This is a genomic window from Candidatus Portiera aleyrodidarum BT-B-HRs (assembly GCF_000300075.1).
Taxonomy (GTDB): domain Bacteria; phylum Pseudomonadota; class Gammaproteobacteria; order Johnevansiales; family Johnevansiaceae; genus Portiera; species Portiera aleyrodidarum.
Genome location: NC_018677.1, coordinates 248902 through 267193 on the forward strand (window position 1 = coordinate 248902; position 18292 = coordinate 267193).

Below are 18292 nucleotides of genomic sequence, written 5' to 3' on the forward strand. Positions count from 1 at the left end.
TATGTTATCCTTTTTGTTTGTTTGATAAATTATCTATTAATAACTTACCATTTAAATGATCTATCTCATGTTGTATACATTGTGAAAGTAAACCAGAAGCATTTATAATAAATTTATTACCATTTATATCTATTGCTTTTATAATAATATTAATAGATCTATAAATATATTCAAAATAATTAGGTATAGACAAGCACCCTTCTTTGACTTTTTTATATGTTGTACTTACATAGATATATTTTGGATTAATTATTATTAATGGTTGATTAGAATTTTTACTAATGTCCATAACAAAGATTCTGATATGTTTGTTTATTTGTGTAGCTGCTAATCCAATGCCGTTATGTGCGTACATAGTATTTAGCATTTTAAAGATTAAAGTTCTTATCTTATAATTTATAAGTTTAATTGGTTTGGCTATAAATTTAAGACGTTTATCTGGGTATTTTAAAATATTCATATACTTTGATAGGTTATTAATAAAATGGAAAAAAAAATTAGTTGTGTTTTTGGTAAACCAATAAAACATTCTATGTCTCCTATATTACACAATTCTTTTGGTAAAAAAAACAATATTTGTTTATATTATAAAGCTATAAATATAAGAAATAAAATTTTATTAAAAAAAGAATGGATTAAATTTGTTATCTGTGGTGGTATAGGTGTCAATATTACAATACCATATAAACAATATGCAATTAAACTAGCTAATAAATTGTCTTATAGAGCAAAAATTGCAGGAGCAGTAAATACTTTAATAATAAATAAAAAAAATATATTTGGAGATACAACAGATGGAGTAGGTTTAATAAGAGATTTAAATCGTTTGAACATAAATTTATTAAATAAACGTATTCTTTTATTGGGAGCTGGAGGTGCAGTTAACAGTGTAATACAACAAGTTTTAGATTTAGGTCCAAATAAAATATATTTAGTTAATAGGACATTATTAAAATGTAAAGATATAAGAAATAGATTTAATTTAAAAAATATAATTCAATTTTGTTCGTATGATGAACTAAAAAATAAAAATGCTTTTGATGTTATCATTAATGGTACAAGTCTAAGTATTAAAAAGGATAAAATAAATTTTAATAACAATGCTTTTAAAACTACAATAGCATATGATTTAATGTATTCAAAATATATTACCAAGTTTTTAAAGTTTGCAAAAAATAATAATGCAAAAATATATGATGGTTTAGGTATGTTAATTGAACAAGCTGCTGAAACGTATTTTTTATTAAATAATATACGTCCTAAAATAAAAAACTTACATAAAAAAATAAGAAATTTGTTAAATAATAATGATAAAAAAAAATATTATTGATTATCTTAGTAAAGACAGTAAATTTAGAAGTTTGTTTAAAAAAAACTTTATTACTAGGTTTTCTCCCGAACCCAATGGTTGTTTACATTTGGGTCACGTTAAATCAATATGGGTAAATTGTAGTTTAGCAAAAGTTTTAAATGGAAATTGTTATATTCGCTTTGATGATACGAATCCTATCAAAGAAAATAAAATATATATTACTTCTGTTTTAGAAGATATACATTGGTTAGGATTAAAATTAAAAAATATTAATTATGCTTCTAATTACTTTAATAAATTATTTGAATGGGCGTTATTATTAATTAAACAAGGTAAGGCTTATATTGATGATTTATCTATATCAGAAATAAAACAATATAGAGGTGATTTTAAGTCAGTTGGATATAATAGTCCTTACAGAAAGCGTAATATAAAAGATAATATATTTTTTTTTAAAAAAATGTATAAGGGTTTTGTTAAAGAAGGTAAAAAAGTGTTGCGTGCAAAAATTGATATGAATTCTAAAAATATAAATTTAAGAGACCCTATAATGTATCGGATTATAAACGTTTATCATTATAGAACTGGAAATTATTGGAAAATATATCCATCTTATGACTTTACACATGGTCAATCTGACATGCTAGAAGGCATTACACATTCAATATGTACATTAGAATTTGAAACTAATAGATATTTATATCAATGGTTTCTTAAAAATATTTTTAATGACTATTTTAAATATCCAAAACAAATCGAGTTTTCTAGAATGAATATAAGCTTCTCATTAACTTCTAAAAGAAAAATTAAATTGTTGATAGATAAAAACTTTATTTTTGGATGGGATGATCCTAGATTATCAACTATTTCTGGAATGAGACGTAGAGGCTATACACCGACATCATTAAAGAATTTGTGCAAAATAACTGGAATAACAAGATCAAATAATAACATAGACATTCATTTGCAATATTATGCTATCCGTTCGGATTTAGAAAACAAAGTTATTAGAGTAATGTGTGTAATAAATCCAATAAAATTAATATTAACAAATTTAATTGTAGATTATGAAGAAATAATTACCGTTAAAAATCATCCGTTTATAGAAATGGGTGCTAGAAGTATGTATTTTAATAGAGAAATTTGGATTGATTTAAAAGATTTTAATAATAAACAAAATTTGTTTAGATTATCTAAAGGAAAAAATGTACGTTTGCGGCATTCATATATAATAAAATGTAAAAAATTTGTTTTTTTTAAAAATGAACAGATAAAAGAAATACAGGGTATTGTTTATCTAAATAGTAAACATAAAAACCTTGAAGGAAAAATTTTAAAAGGAGTCATTCATTGGGTAAGTGTTAAACATTCTGTTCCTGTACTAATACGTCTTTATAACACTTTATTACACAAAAATATTGTTAATAACAATTCTTTCTTTTTTACAGATTCTATTGGTGAACCTATTTTTTCTCATATTAAACCTGAAACAAGAGTACAATTCGAACGAATTGGTTTTTTTTGTGCTGATAGATATGATTTTAATAAAACTAATTTTGTTTTTAATGAGATTATAAGTCTTAAAACTTTTATTTAATATTTTTTGTTTTTTTTGCTGTGTTTTCTGCTTTAAAATCTTTTCTTTTTTATTAGAGGTTGCTTTGATTATTTAGAGTTTAGAGGTTTGTTTTTTAGATGTTAGATTAGTAGATAGATGTTTGTTTATTTAGTTTTTAGGTTTTAACTTTATAAAAGTTATGCTAAAGAAATGAAATGATTTAGTAGTTGTTTGTTAGATTTATGCTTTAGTATTTAGTACTTATTTGCTATTTGTTTGATTTGTGGTTTGTCATGGTTATATTAATTGAAAATTTGTTATTTAAAAGCTTTTAAATGTTGTTATATTAATGATTTTGCAGTAAATTCTTTTTTGTTAGAGTTTAGAAAAGTTGTAGTTGTTAGAGATTAGATTTTAAAAATTTTAGTGTTTAGATGTTAGTTTCTTAGAAGTTTGGTATTTAATGATTAATTCTTGCTTAAAAGTTGTTTCTTTTTTATTATTAAGTTGTTGTTTTTTTAAAGTTGTTAGATAATAATAAGTGCTTGTTGTTATTGGTTTACTTATTTTTGGTTATTAGTTTTGTTTATTTTGATTGTTGTTTTTACTAAAACTTTGTTTGTTTAAGTATCGATTGATGTTTAGTTGTTAGCCGTTTAAAACTTGTTGATTTGTAATTTGAGTGTATAATTTTTGATGGTTAGTAGTTGTTTAGTTATTAGAGTTTATATTTTTAGATGTATGTTGTAATATTAAAATGTTGTTAAAGAGGTTTATTGATAGTTGTTTAGTTATTAGAGTTTAGAGTCTTGATATTTGCTGTTAAGTTATTAGTTGTTATTTATTTGAGGTTTGCTGTTAAGTTATTAGTTGTTTTGTTTGTAGATTTTATAAAAATTATTGTTTGGTTGTTATAGATGTTGATGTTTGTTGTAATGTTATTAAAAATGGTTTGTTAGTTGTTAGTTGTTAGAGCATAGATATTTGATTAATGGTTGTTTAGTTGTTGGTTATAAAAAAAAGAAATGTTGTTTATTCGTTGATAGAGGTTTGGTGTAAAATGATGAGTTGTTAATTGATAGAGGATTGTTAGTAGTTGTTATTAGCTGATAGAGTTTTGGGGTTTTGTAGTTTGTAGTTAGAGCTTAGTTATAAGATGGTTGTAAAAGGGGTTATTTAGTTGTTAAATTGTTAGTAGGTTTGTGGTAAGAGGATTATTGTTTTGTTCTTAATAAAATTGTTGTTAAATATAGAAAGAAGAAGAATAGAGTTGTATAGAAGAAATAACCAAGTTAAAAAAAGAAGAAGAAGGATATAAAAAGGTTAGAGGTTGTTTTGTAAGCTTGAAAAAAGAGGTTTGTTGGTTGTTTTGTAAGCTTGAAAAAAGAGGTTTGTTGGTTGTTTTGTAAGCTTGAAAAAAGAGGTTTGTTAGTTGTTTTGTAAGCTTGAAAAAAGAAGTTTGATGGTAGGTGCTATGTGTTTTGTTGTAAAAGGATAAAGGTTAAAGGTTAAAATGGTAATTTGTTAGATGAATTGTGGTTAGTTGGTAAAAGTTTATCTGTTAGTTATTAGAGTTTTGAAAATAGTTGTTAATTGTTTTTTTATCTGTTAGAGGTTTGTTTTATGTTGTTTAAATGGTAGGTGTAAAAAAAGGGTTTGTGTTTTGTTAATAGGAAAATTGTGTATATGTATGTGTTTGGTGTTTTGTTAAAGTTAGTTAAGTAGTTTTATATTGTGGAAAGTTGAAGGAAAGAGTTGATGGTTAAAGGTTTGAAGTTTACAGCTAAAGATAACAGTTGTATAGACGTAAAAAGGGTAAGTTAGGTGTGTGTATTTAAAATAGCATAAGTGAGATTATTAAGTGTTAAAAGAAAAATATGTTGAATTGATAATAATAAGAAAATTGATGAAAGAGTTCTGTTTAAATACAAAGTAATTTATAAAAAAAAATGAACATATAACAGAAAATTGAGTTTGAATTTGTAAGTAGACTTAAAATAGATAGTTAAAAAGAAGGTAAAGGAGGTGTAGACTTGTATATTTATAATACATTAAAGAAAAATAAAGAATTATTAGTACCTATAAACTTAAATAAATTAAAAATATATGTATGTGGCAGTACGGTATATGATTATTGTCATATTGGTCATGGAAGGAATATGTTTATATTTTATTTTTTTTATAAATATTTAAAACATAGAGGCTACATACTAAAGTATATAAGAAATATAACAGATATTGATAAAAAAATTATAAAGAAATCTATTAAAACGAATGAAAATACAAAAAATTTAACACAAAGAATTATTAATTCAATACATAAAGATGAAAAAAAACTAGGGTTATTGGCTCCTGATTGTGAGCCTAAAGTGAGTGATTATAAAAATATAATCATTTATTATATAAATAAATTACTTAAAAATGATTTTGCTTATATAAAAAAAGGTAATGTGTTTTTTAAAATAAAAACACATAAATTATATGGTATGTTAAGTAATCAAACCATAAAAAACTTAAATTTTTTTTTAAGTAAAAAGTTTTCTAGATATAAAAAATATAAATTAGATTTTAGTTTATGGAAAAAATCACAATACAAATTTGGTTGGGCCTCTCCATGGAGTGTTGGTTTTCCAGGATGGCATATTGAATGTTCAGTGCTATCAAAGATATATTTGGGTAATAAGTTTGATATACATGGTGGCGGTTTAGACTTGATTTTTCCCCATCATGAAAATGAAAAAGCTCAAAGTGAATTATTGTTTTGTAAACCCCATGTAAATCTATGGGTACATTCAGGTCATTTAAATGTAAATAACAAAAAAATGTCTAAATCTTTACACAACACTATATTAGTACGTTATATTATAATAAAATATAATAATGAAGTAATTAATTTTTTTTTTCTTATAACTCATTATAGAAAGTCAATAAATTTTACTATTGATCAATTAGATATTGTTTTAAATTTATTAAACCATATTTTATATAAAATAATATGTATAACACCAAAAAGACAAAAATATAATAATGTATTTTACAATCAAATAATTTTAGCGTTAGAAAACGATTTCAATACAGTAAAAGCAATTTCAATACTATTTAACTTATTATATAAAACAAAAAAAGCTTTTAAGTTAGGTAAAATCAAAAAATCTCAAAGTTTGTGTTTTGAATTAATACGTTTAGGTAAAATACTAGGAATTTTAAAGTCATTAAAAAAATTTAAACCACAAATATTATTCAATATTAATAAAGTTGGATCTTTGATTTTAAAACGGAATATTTATAAAAAAGAAACAAACTTCTTACAATCAGATAAGTTACGAATATCTTTAACTGTATTTGATATTTTAATTCAAGATACAATAAAAAGAACTTTTTGGTTAAATCGTTAAAATACGGAGTATAGCGCAGTCTGGTAGCGCACCTGCTTTGGGAGCAGGCTGTCGTGGGTTCAAATCCCTCTACTCCGATACGATACGAGACGAGATATGACTTCTTTTTTTTTTGCTTATGTTTTAGTTTTTTTTTTTATCTGTTAATTTTAGCTTTTTTTTATACTTTATACTTTATGCTTTAGTTTTTAGCATCTTTGCATTTTGTTTTTTGTTATGGTATTTAATTATTTTATTTGGCTTATTCAGTTCTGGTGTTTTATGTGTTTTGCTGTTAATTTTTATGTTTTTTTTGCTTGTGGTTACTAGTTAAAGCTCTGGTATTTTATGTTTTTTTTTATTTGTTATTTGTTTTATGTGTTGCTGTTATTTGTTATGTTAAAAGTAGTTGCTTTATGTCTTTCTGTTATTTTATTTCGGTTTAAATGATTTGCTTTATGTGTTGCTGGTATTTGTTATGTTTTAAGGCTTTGTGTATTGCTGTTAATTCTTATGTTTAAAGTATTTGTGTTATACTAAAAGTAGTTAAACTGTTAATAATGATAATGTTATAAGATTTTTTGTTATGTTTTAAGGCTTTGTGTATTTATAATGTTTTGTGTAAATGTTGTTTGTGTGTTTTTTTCTTTTTGATGCTGTTAATGAGTTATGTTTAAAGGCTTTGTGTGTTGCTGTTTAGTTTATTTCTTTTTGATGTTATATATAATGTTTTTGTATTGCTGTTATGTGCTATATAAATAGAGAATTGTTATATAAAAAGGTAGTATGTGTATGGTGTATAGATGGAAAGGTGTTATGTTAGTTGATGTGGATGGTAATTTGTTATGTAGAAAAAAGTAAGAGTTATATAAAAATGAAAAAGTTAAAGTTGTTTGGTGTGTTGATGGTATGTGGTTTGTAGAAATAGGGGGATTGCAGTTAGGTTATATGTAATGCAGTTAGGTGGTTAGTGCGTTGATGTTGGGTGAAAAAAGTTGTATGTGTGATGATGATAGGTGTAAGGTATTATGCTGTATAAAGTAAGTGTTATATGGATATAAGAGTAGAATTGCTGTTAAGAGTTAGAAGGTAGGAGTAAGGTGTTATGTGGTAGGTTAGATGGTAAGTGTTAAAGGTGTTGTTCGAAAAAGTTAGGTTGGTAAAATGACTATGCTAGTAGAAAAGTTTTATGGTTTTGATGGAATTTATTTATATGTGTATGTATAGTTGTTAAAAGCTCTAATTGGTTTTATAGAAAATGACTATATGCTATATGTTTTGGTGTAAGGTAAATTGGGTTAGTATTTAGTTGATATGGTTTGTGTTTTAGTTTAGTTAACTTTCATGGTTTGAAAAATATTTGTTGTAATTTGTGTAGAATAGGTATTAAAGTACTTGTTATGCAATAAGTAGTTGTGTAAAGTAATTGTTTTATGATTAATTTGTTATGTTATGTTAAAAGATTCGTGGTTAGATGGTTGTTGTTATGTGTTTTGATGAATGGTTAGGTATTGGTTTGGTGTAAAAGGGTAAAGGTGTTATGTAATTGGTTTGGTGTAAAAGGGACCTTATATAAAAAATATTTGGTTGTTCGTTTAAAAGAAAAAAGTTTGTTGTGTGTGGTTTTGCTATGAAAAGTAAAAGAGTTGTATACTAAAAGAAGGAAAGAAATTAGTTTTATGTTTTGTGAATAGCTTGTTTTGTTAAAAAGTTTTTTATATTTTGTTTAACTATTGCTTTTTTTGTATTAGTAAAAAAGATGTAAGATGTTAGATGTTAAGTAAAATAAATGCTTTTATATAAAGACTATGAAACAAAATTTAAATAAACATACAGTATAAACATTAACCACAAAACACTAACCATAAAGCATTTAACATACAATTTCATTTATTATACAGCCTTTAATATTTAAATTTAACCTTACTACTAACTATAAAATCTTTAAAACAAATCTTTTAACACTTACTAATTTAACTTACAAAAACATGTATAATACAGCCTCTTTAATATCAATATATTACACTAAACATTTTACATAACAACATAGAAATATATATATACAACAATAATTTAAGCATAAAAAATAAAAACATACAGCATAAAGTTTCAAAAATGTAAAAAATAAAAAAAAGTAAAGCAGAAAAAAGAAGATAAGAAACAACAAACGGTAAACAAAAAGCATAAACCAGTTTATTAAGGTATATTGGTGTAAGTATACAATAATGTAAGAACTGATTTGTTTCGTATACATAAATTTTGTATATCGTTAACGAATGTAGTATATGTGCAGCACAATTAGTTATATACGTAATATTGTTTGAATAACCGTAACCGTAACCGTTATAGTTATAGTTATAGCGCCCATAGCTCAATAGGAAAGAGCAACGGCCTTCTAAGTCGTAGGTTGCAGGTTCAAGTCCTGCTGGACGCATGGTGGGTGTAGCTCAGTGGTAGAGCACCGGATTGTGGCTCCGGGTGTCGTGGGTTCAAAACCCATCATCCACCATCCACTAACCACTAACCACTAACCACTAAACACCATCCACTAACCACTAATATATTAGTTTTTTTTTACAATTAATAATACAATCTTTAAACAATCTATAAAACTGTTATTACTAATACAACAATTCTTTTTTTGTTAAAATAAATACAAATCAAAACTACACTAACTAACCTTTTAAATAATTTATAATAATACAAACACATTATATTTAGCAAACCACAATAACCTTTCTTAAAATTTAACAACACATAGCGTATAATATAACATAGTTAGCATATCATATATAAACTAAAAGCAAACATATGATAGTAAAACAACATCTTAAATACCCATTTATATTTACTATATATATAATATATTAAAACATAACATATGATTTACAAAAACAAGAAACAAAATTGTTAACAACAACAAACATACCATATACTTTATAAAAACAAATATTAACAACAACAACTTTTAGAACACTTACATCTTAAAAACATCCTCAAATACAATAACAAACTCAACTCTTACATCAACAACATCTAACATCTTTTAAACATCCTCAATAACAACAACAACAACAACAACATCAACAACATCAAACATCAAACATAAAACATCTTACATATTACATATTACAAGAAAACTCAAGAACAACAAGATCTAACATCTAACATCTAACATCTTAAAAACATCCTCAAAAACAATAACATATAAACTCTAAAACAACACATTCTAACAAAGAAATAAAAAACTCTAATAACCCATCACCTATAAACCAATAACATATAAAACAAACAGATAATAAAAGCAACCATTAAATCTCTAAACTCTAAAAAGCAACATCTAGCAGACACTCAAAACTCAAAAAAGAAAACAAAAAACAACACAAACCTCTAAAAACAAATAACTAACAAATCAAAAAAACATCTAAACTCTAAAAACTAATAACAACAAAACATATAACCTAAAAAATAATAATTAACATATAACCGCTTATAAATAAATAAAACAAAAACTAAACTCAAATAAATAAACCTCTAACAAAACAACTAACCTCAAAATAAAAAATCTAGCAAAAAAAGCAAAGGAAGAAAAAAGAACAACTTATAATAAATTAAAACATATAAGCTCTAAAAATAAGTTATATAATGACAGAAAAACATGACAAAAACAAATAGAAACTCTAACAGCATTTAAATAGCAAAAGGATATAAAACAAATATAACAAAAACAGATGTAAAAAAAAGCTTAGAACACAAAACATAAACACAAAATTTAACTAACAAAGAAATAACAAAACACTAAAAAAAAACAACAAACAAAGGAGTAAGGCGTAAAAATGATGAATTATTATAAGTTTATAAAAGACAATTAGGTTCCAATAATTATTGATAATAATATTAGAGGGGATGTGTCGTATGCGGCTTTTAAAAGAACGTATAATTTTTATAGTAGGTAATATTGAAGATAACAAAGCGAATTTAATTGTAGCACAATTATTATCTTTGGAGTATGAGAATCCAAAGAAAGATATTAATTTATATATAAATTCTCCATGTGGTATTGTAACAACAGGGTTGTCGATATATGACACTATGCAATATGTAAAACCTGATGTAGCAACTATTTGTATTTGACAAGCAGCTAGTATGGCGGCAATTATTAAAAGCGGAGGAAATAAAGGAAAACGGTTTTGTTTACAAAATGCAAGAATAATGATACATCAACCAAACGTAAAGAAAAAAGGTCAAGCTAGTGATATAGAAATACATACAAAAGAAATAATATCTATAAAAACAAAACTTAATAAGATTTTATCTCAAAATACAGGTCAAAATATAGAAAAAATAAAGATTGACACAGATCGTAATAACTTTATGGATGCTAAAATGGCTTTAAATTATGGAATAATTGATTATCTAATAACAAATAGATAAAACAGCTTAATTTATTAATTGGTAAAAACATAGTTACAACAAGGTTTAAAATTTATGAAGGTAAAGTATTATGAAATATAAGGATGAAAAAAAATATATTGTTCTTTTTGTGAAAAACCACAAGCAGAAGTTAAGAAATTTATAGCAGGGAAGTCAATATATATTTGTAATGAATGTATAGATTTATGTAATGAAGTTTTTAAGGAAGAAACAAGAAATGTAGAATTTGAATTTGTTTTACCAAAACCGAAAATATTTTATAACTGTTTAGATAAATATATAATAGGTCAAAAAAGAGCAAAATTAGTCTTATCAGTAGCCGTTTAAATTCATCGCTTAAAATATAAGAAACTTAACAAAAAAAAAAGCAATATTTTATTAATAGGACAAACTGGTACAGTAAAAACATTGTTTGCAGAAACGTTAGCTTTATTACTTCTGGTTCATTTCACAATTGCTGATGCAACATCTTTAACAGAAGCATGTTATGTAGGAGACGATGTAGAGATAATAATTCAAAATTTATTGCAAAAATGTGATTATAATATAGATAAAGCCCAAAATTGTATTGTATATATTGATGAAAAAATCATAAAATATGTCTATTACAAGAGATGTAACACAAATAACTGTACAACAAGTTAGACTTAAATAAATAGAAGGAACAATAGCACCCCCTAAGGGATTAACAAAACACCCTCAACAAGCATGTATAAAAGTAAATACAAAAAATATTTTATTTATTGTTGGGGGAGCTTTTTTAGGAATAGAAAAAATCATAAAGAATAAAGAAAATAAAAGAATTGGTTAAAATTCAAAATTTAAAACAAATAAAAATATAGGTGATATTCTTAAATATGTTAATAATGAAGATTTTATAACATTAGGTTTAATTCATGAAAAATTTGGTAAATTACAAAATCTAGTTACTTTAAAGGAATTAAATAAAGTTGATTTATTAATAATTTTAACGAATTCTAAATTTTCATTATTACAGCAATATTCATGCTTGTTTGATCTTGATTGTGTTTATTTGCATTTAAATAATAAAGCACTTAAAGCTATCGTAAACAAAGCTATATTGATAGAAAATGGTGCAAGAGGATTACGTTATATAATATAAACTAGAAACCATGTTAAAACTGCCCTCAAACAACAATGTAATTAAAGTCATTATAAATGAAAAGGTAATATTAGGGAAACAACAACATTTATTATTTTATAAAAAAACTTAACCATAATTTATATGAAATATATAAAAACTTTTTTGAATATAATATTATTTTGTTTTTTACTAAGTTCGATAATAATAGCTTTATTTATGAGTAGAACGCCGCAAAGTGCTATTGCTTGGTTAATATCGTTAATAACTGTTCCGTATTTTTCTATTCCTATGTTTTGGCTATTATCTTGTCCTAATTTTTGTGGATACTTAATAAAAAAAAATAGTTTACATATTAAAAAGTTCAAAAACACTTTCACTATAAATTGTAATGTACAAGTAGTAGAAAAGTTATCAAGTATGCCTTTGACACAATCAAACTTTGTCAAATTATTAATAAATGGGTATATTACATTTAAAAGTATGTTTGATGGTATAAAAAGAGCAAAAAAATATATTTTAATTCAATTTTTTATAATAAAAAATGATAAAATAGGTCAAGAATTAAAAAACAGTTTAATATATAGTGCAAAAAAGGGTGTTAATATTTTTGTTATTTATGATCAAATAGGTAGTCACAATTTATCAAAAAGCTTTATAAAAGAATTTAAAAAAGCAGGAATTAACTTGTTTAAGTTTGGTTTTTGTAAAGGATGGAAAAATCTTTTAAAAATAAATTTTTGTAATCATAGAAAGTTAATTTTAATAGATGGTAAAGAGGCCTGGATAGGTGGATTAAATATTGGTAATGAATATTTAGGTATAAATAAACAAATAGGATATTGGCGAGATACACATCTACATATAATTGGGCCTAGTGTATTATGCTTACAAGAAATTTTTTTAGAAGACTGGTTTTGGAGTACAGATACTAAAATACATAATTTAAATTGGAAACCAATCTTATCAAACATAAAAAAAAAACATATAATTGTTGTACCTAGTGGTCCTATTAATAATAGAAATAATGCCAGCCTATTAATTCAAAATTCAATAAATATAGCAAAACAACGATTTTGGATAACTAGTCCTTATTTTATTCCAGATCAAAGTGTAATAGATTCATTAAAATTAGCAGCACTAAGAGGTGTAGATGTTAAAATAATTATACCGGAACGTACAGATCATTTATTTGTTTATTTATCTACTTTTAGTTATTTTTCTGAATTAATAAGAGTTGGAGTTAAATTTTATAAATATATAAAAGGTTTTTTACATCAAAAAGTTATGTTAATAGATAATCATACAGCTTCAGTAGGAACTATAAACTTAGATAATAGATCTTTTAGATTAAATTTTGAAATAACAGCATATATAATTGATGGTGATTTTGCTAAAGATGTTAAGTACATGTTACAACAAGATTTATTATATTGTAATTTAATACATTTAAATGAAATAAATTGTCGCTCTTTAATAAACAAATTACTCTCAAAATCAGCTTTTTTAGCTTCACCAATACAATAATGCTATAAATACAGTAACTAACTACCAGACTTTTATTTTACATTAAGTATTATTGTCGCTATAGAAAAAAAAATTAAAACGCCTAGTGAATCACATAAAGTAGCAACAAAAGGAGCACTAGCAGCAGCTGGATCAAATCCTAGTCGATTTAAACAAAAAGGTAATGACATGCCGAGTAAACTACCTATTATTACAATAATTATCATACTAATCGCTACAGAATATGCAACTTCTATTCCTCCTCGAATATACCCAATTGGAAATATCACTATGGCCATTGTGATACCTAATATTCCTGAAACTAATAATTCTTTACTCATTAATTTAGCCCAATCTTTTATGTTTATTTCTCCTGTGCCTAAACCTCTTATCATAAGAGTAGATGCTTGTGATCCAGCATTACCCCCACTGCCAATCAATAATGGTAAGAAAAAAACCAAAGATATTTTAGAAGAAATAGTATCTTCATATTTTGCAATTCCAGCTCCAGAAAATAAATTACCAAAAATTAATAAAACTAACCAAAAAATACGCTTACTATATAATGTCAATAAGTTAGTACGAACAATGTTATATTCTAAAGTACCTACACTGCCTGATTTATGAAAATCATCTGTTGTTTCTCTTTCAACAACATCCATAGCATCATCATATGTTATTATACCTACTAATTTATGTTCAGAATTAATTACAGGAATTGCTAAAAAATCATAATGTGAAATCATTTTTGTTACATATTCTTGTTTTGAATTTGTATGAACATATATTACATCTTTTATCATTAAATCTTTTATTAAAGCAATAGGATTAGCTAAAATAATCTGCCGTAATGATAAAGTTCCAGTTAATTTTTGATCCTGATCTAACACATAAATTTGATATATGGTTTCAGCATCAGGTGCTGTTTGTTTAATTTGGTTTAATGCTTGTAAAACAGTTATATTTTCAGGAATTACAACATAATTGGATGTCATAATAGCACCAGCAGTTCCATCTTCATAACTTGACAGCTTTATAAGGTTTTCTCTAACTTTATTTGCCATACTACGTAAAATATTTTCTCTACGTATTGGTTCAAACATGTTAAATACATCAGCACTATCATCAGAATTCATTTTAACAAAAATCTTTATTATCTCTTCATTATTTAGTTCTTTAGTAATTTCAAATTGTTTATCTTTTGGTAAATAAGAAAAAATATCAGCTTTTCTTTTTGAGCTTTGGCTATTTAATATCTGTATTATTAACTTATTTGATGTACGTGAGATCATTTCAGCTATATCAGCTGAACGAAAATATTTTAATAAACTCTTTATTTCTTTATAATTTTTGTTTGATAAAGCTTTCCATAAGTTAGGAATAATATTATTTTTTTTCATTAATATCTCTTGTTTATATTTTTTTTTTTATATATTTTATATATATGTCCATACACTCATTCTATTATATAACATAATATATATTTATGGAAACAAAAAAATGCGTATTAATTATTGTGGTAAAGTCAATCAAACAATTTTAAATTCATATGTCAAGTTATACGGTTGGGTAAATAAAATACGAGATCATGGTGGCATTTTGTTTTTAGATTTACGTGATATGTATGGTAGAACTCAATTAGTGATTGATTCTAAAAAGCTTGATTTTACAAATTTTGTGTTAGCAAAAAAACTCAAATCGGAATATATTATAAAAGTAATAGGTTTAATAAAATTACGACCTGTAAAAGATGGTTTTACAAATAAGATAGATATATTTGTAATAGAATTAAACTTATTAAGTAAATCCATAAAGTTACCTTTTAAGTTATATGCTAAAAAAAAAATTAAAGAAGAAATAAGATTTAAATTTCGTTATATAGATTTGCGGCAAAAGAAATATATAAAAAAAATACTTATTCGCTCTCAAATAATTCATAAAATTAGAAGTTTTTTAGATATTAATAAATTTATTGAAATCGAAACGCCTATATTAAGTAATATTACTGTTGAAGGAGCACGTACTTTTATTATACAAAGCCATAAACAAACTTTTGCTTTGCCTCAATCACCTCAAATATACAAACAAATTTTAATGTGTTCAGGTTTAGATAGATATTATCAAATTGCTAAATGTTTTAGAGATGAAGATTTACGGTCTGATAGACAACCAGAATTTACACAAATTGATATAGAAACTTCGTTTATGAATAAACAAGCAATAATTAATGTAGTTGAAAAAATGATTAAATCATTATTTAAAGAACTTTTACATTTTACGTTCTCATCAGCTTTTAAAATAATCAAGTATACAGATGCTATCAACAAATATGGAACAGATAAACCTGATTTAAGAGTTCCTATTAAAATAACCGATATAGAAGATGTTATTCCTCAAAGTTTAACTTGTATTTTTCTTAATAAATTACAAAAACTAACAAGTCAATGCAATAGAATAGCTGCTATTAAACTCAAAGGTGGTGTTTGTTTATCTCTTAAACAGATTATTAAGTATATTTCTTTTGTTAAATTATATGGTGCAAAAGGGTTAATATGGATTAAGGTTTACAATATTAATTTAGGCTTAAATGGTTTACAATCTCCTATATTAAAACATATAACAGATGAAGTAATACACAACCTAAAAAAAAGATTGCATTTAAAAAATGGAGATCTAGTTTTTTGTTGTGCTGATACAATAAACATTGTAAATACTTCTTTATCCGTGTTAATAACACAGATAGCAAACGATTTAAAACTTTATATCAAAGCTTGGGCTCCTATATGGGTTGTTAATTTTCCTTTGTTTAAACGTGATATTGTAGGAACGTTAACATCTTACCATCATCCATTTACTGCACCTACTTCTACGTTAGACGATATAATATATAATCCAGAAAAAGCTTTTGCTAATTCTTTTGATTTAATAATAAATGGAATTGAATTAGGTGGTGGATCTATTCGTATAAATGATTATAAACTTCAAAAAATAATATTCAAACTATTAGGTTTAACACAGAGAACCCTTAATAATAATTTTGGTTTCTTTTTAAAAGCTTTTAAATTTGGTGTACCTCCGCATGGTGGATTAGCTTTAGGTTTAGATCGTATAGTAATGTTACTTACAAAATCTGATAATATTAGAGATGTTATTGCTTTTCCTAAAACTAATAAGTTTATTTGTCCTTTATCTGTTTAACCTTTTGTTTTTTTTTACAATAATAGGCTTAATCTCACTTTTGCTCAAAATATAACTTGTACCTTTTTTGTTTTCTTTTTTATGCTTATGTGTTAATTGTTCTTTTTATTTTAGCTACTATATGTTTTTTGTTTTTTTTTAATTTGTGTTAGTTGTTTCTAGTTAGTTTAATTTTATGTTTTTCTTTTGTTTTTTCCATTCATTGTTATATTATTTAACTTATTTATTGTATTTGTTTGCTGTTATGTGTTATATGTACTTGCTTATATTTTTATTAGCTGGCATTTTGTTAGTTAAATATTTTTTGTATATAGAATATATATTAGTAGTTTAAAACTGTTTTTGCTGTGTGTTATGTTCTTTTAATTAAAATGGTAAAATGTTTTAGATACTTTTTTGTTTTATGTTTCTTAATTTGGTGTATGTTTTGTTATATAATGTTGAAATAAATTAAAAAGTGTTATAAATGTGTGTGTTGTTTGGATAATAATATGTTGATTGGTTATTATTGTGTGTTTGTAAAAAATACATGAGTTAGGTTTTAGATAGGTTGATTTGGTGTTTGTAAAAGTTGTGTAGTAGGTGGAATGTTATTAAAAAGGTAAAGAGAAGTTGTACTGAAAAAAAATAGTAGTTGTGTATTATATAAAGAAAAATAAAAAAATAGTAGTTGTGTATTATATAAAGAAAAATAAAAAAATAGTATGGAAAAAAAGGTAGTGTGTAATAGAAAAAAAATAGTTGTGTATTATGGAAAAGAAGTTAATGTTATGTAGAATGAGGAGTATAAAAAAGGTTTGCCGTAAATTGTTAATAATAGGTGTAATGAGAAGGAAGTTATATAAAATAAAAATCAGATATGTGTAAGCTGTAGGTCTTATATTGAGTGTTGTGAAGTAAAAAGGATAGAGTGTTTGTTTTGTGTGCTGTGAAGTAAAACGATCTTACCATTAAAATGTATAAAAATTAGATTTAAATAAAGATGTGTGTTGTTAAACTAAAAGACGGTTGAGTTATGTTGTGTTAAAAAAAAGCGAGTATTGTAAGCAGTTGTATATATATGTAGTTAAACGATAGACAATATTTAAAAAGGTTGTTTTGTAATATAAAAGGTAATAGTGCTTGTTGAAAACAACAACTTTGAAATAGCATATACACAGTTGTGTAAAAGAACAAGTAGCCATAGATTAGTAATAAGTCAGTATTTACGATTAAATATCTAAAAATACAATATAAAAACAGTAAAACGAAAATATTGGTACGTTTGTTATTAAAATTAAAATATATAAAATAGATTGTTAAAGAGGTAATATAAAGTACGATTATAGGTTATAAAAACATAAAATATGATAAAAAAATATATGCTTAAAAGGCTAATACTAGCAATTTCTTTATTACTGGTTTTAAAAAATAATAATGTTATTTTAAACGAAATAAAATTAAACAAATTCTTTATTTTTAACAAAGCACCTTTTATTAAAACTATTTATTTTAATTATGATTTGTACTATTTTAGTAATAAGATAAATAATATTTTAAAGCAATATGTTATATATATACGTAACAATCCAAGTAAACAATTACTATTAAAAATCAATACCAATGTTTTAGGAAATATAAAATATAATTTTATTTTAAATAAGTCTAGAATGAGTTTTATTGTAAACAATTTAGTTTTAAACGGAATACATAAAAACAACATTAAATATATTATCTGTGTAAAAAATAAAAAAGTTTATAATGAACTTAATACTCTTAACAACAATAAACTTATTGTTAATATATTGTAATTATACGCTTTTAGTGTT

8 protein-coding genes, 3 tRNA genes and 2 pseudogenes are annotated in these 18292 nt (G+C 24.3%); 11 read left to right on the forward strand and 2 right to left on the reverse strand.

Annotation, left to right across the window (positions count from 1 at the left end; all coding sequences use genetic code 11):
• Nucleotides 1-4: 4 nt before the first annotated feature.
• Nucleotides 5-460 carry a peptide deformylase gene (gene def, locus C530_RS01060; protein ID WP_014895110.1) on the reverse strand — a complete coding sequence of 152 codons (456 nt, stop codon included), beginning with the start codon at nucleotides 458-460 and terminating at the stop codon, nucleotides 5-7.
• 24 nt (nucleotides 461-484) lie between these two features.
• Between def and aroE the strand changes: the two genes are divergently transcribed.
• From aroE to cls, 9 genes and pseudogenes are all read left to right on the forward strand, one after another.
• A complete protein-coding gene (aroE, locus tag C530_RS01065; protein WP_014895111.1) occupies nucleotides 485-1330 on the forward strand; it encodes a shikimate dehydrogenase in 846 nt (281 codons plus the stop codon).
• A complete protein-coding gene (gene glnS / locus C530_RS01070) occupies nucleotides 1308-2909 on the forward strand; it encodes a glutamine--tRNA ligase (protein ID WP_014895112.1) in 1602 nt (533 codons plus the stop codon). The genes aroE and glnS overlap by 23 nt, the downstream gene beginning before the upstream one ends.
• A gap of 1994 nt (nucleotides 2910-4903) precedes the next feature.
• The gene (cysS, locus tag C530_RS01075) at nucleotides 4904-6265 is read left to right on the forward strand and encodes a cysteine--tRNA ligase (protein WP_014895113.1); all 1362 of its coding nucleotides are present in this window, start codon (nucleotides 4904-4906) and stop codon (nucleotides 6263-6265) included.
• A gap of 4 nt (nucleotides 6266-6269) precedes the next feature.
• Nucleotides 6270-6343 (forward strand) — tRNA-Pro (locus C530_RS01080).
• A 2261-nt stretch (nucleotides 6344-8604) separates the two neighbouring features.
• Nucleotides 8605-8678, forward strand: a tRNA-Arg gene (locus C530_RS01085).
• 1 nt (nucleotide 8679) lies between these two features.
• Nucleotides 8680-8753 (forward strand) — tRNA-His (locus tag C530_RS01090).
• A gap of 1369 nt (nucleotides 8754-10122) precedes the next feature.
• Nucleotides 10123-10678 (forward strand): annotated as a pseudogene (locus C530_RS01585) (ATP-dependent Clp protease proteolytic subunit).
• 93 nt (nucleotides 10679-10771) lie between these two features.
• Nucleotides 10772-11913: pseudogene (gene clpX / locus C530_RS01590) on the forward strand (ATP-dependent Clp protease ATP-binding subunit ClpX).
• An 11-nt stretch (nucleotides 11914-11924) separates the two neighbouring features.
• Nucleotides 11925-13307, forward strand: a complete 1383-nt coding sequence (gene cls, locus C530_RS01110; RefSeq protein WP_014895115.1) for a cardiolipin synthase — start codon at nucleotides 11925-11927, stop codon at nucleotides 13305-13307.
• 32 nt (nucleotides 13308-13339) lie between these two features.
• Here the strand turns inward: cls and mgtE are convergent, their stop codons facing one another.
• Complete coding sequence (gene mgtE / locus C530_RS01115; RefSeq protein WP_014895116.1) at nucleotides 13340-14686, reverse strand: magnesium transporter; 1347 nt, start codon at nucleotides 14684-14686, stop codon at nucleotides 13340-13342.
• A 100-nt stretch (nucleotides 14687-14786) separates the two neighbouring features.
• Here mgtE and aspS point away from each other — a divergent pair, with 100 nt between their 5' ends.
• Both aspS and C530_RS01125 read left to right on the forward strand, forming a co-directional pair.
• Nucleotides 14787-16484, forward strand: a complete 1698-nt coding sequence (gene aspS / locus C530_RS01120; RefSeq protein WP_014895117.1) for an aspartate--tRNA ligase — start codon at nucleotides 14787-14789, stop codon at nucleotides 16482-16484.
• 1346 nt (nucleotides 16485-17830) lie between these two features.
• The gene (locus tag C530_RS01125) at nucleotides 17831-18274 is read left to right on the forward strand and encodes an OmpA family protein (protein ID WP_014895118.1); all 444 of its coding nucleotides are present in this window, start codon (nucleotides 17831-17833) and stop codon (nucleotides 18272-18274) included.
• The last annotated feature ends 18 nt before the right edge of the window (nucleotides 18275-18292 follow it).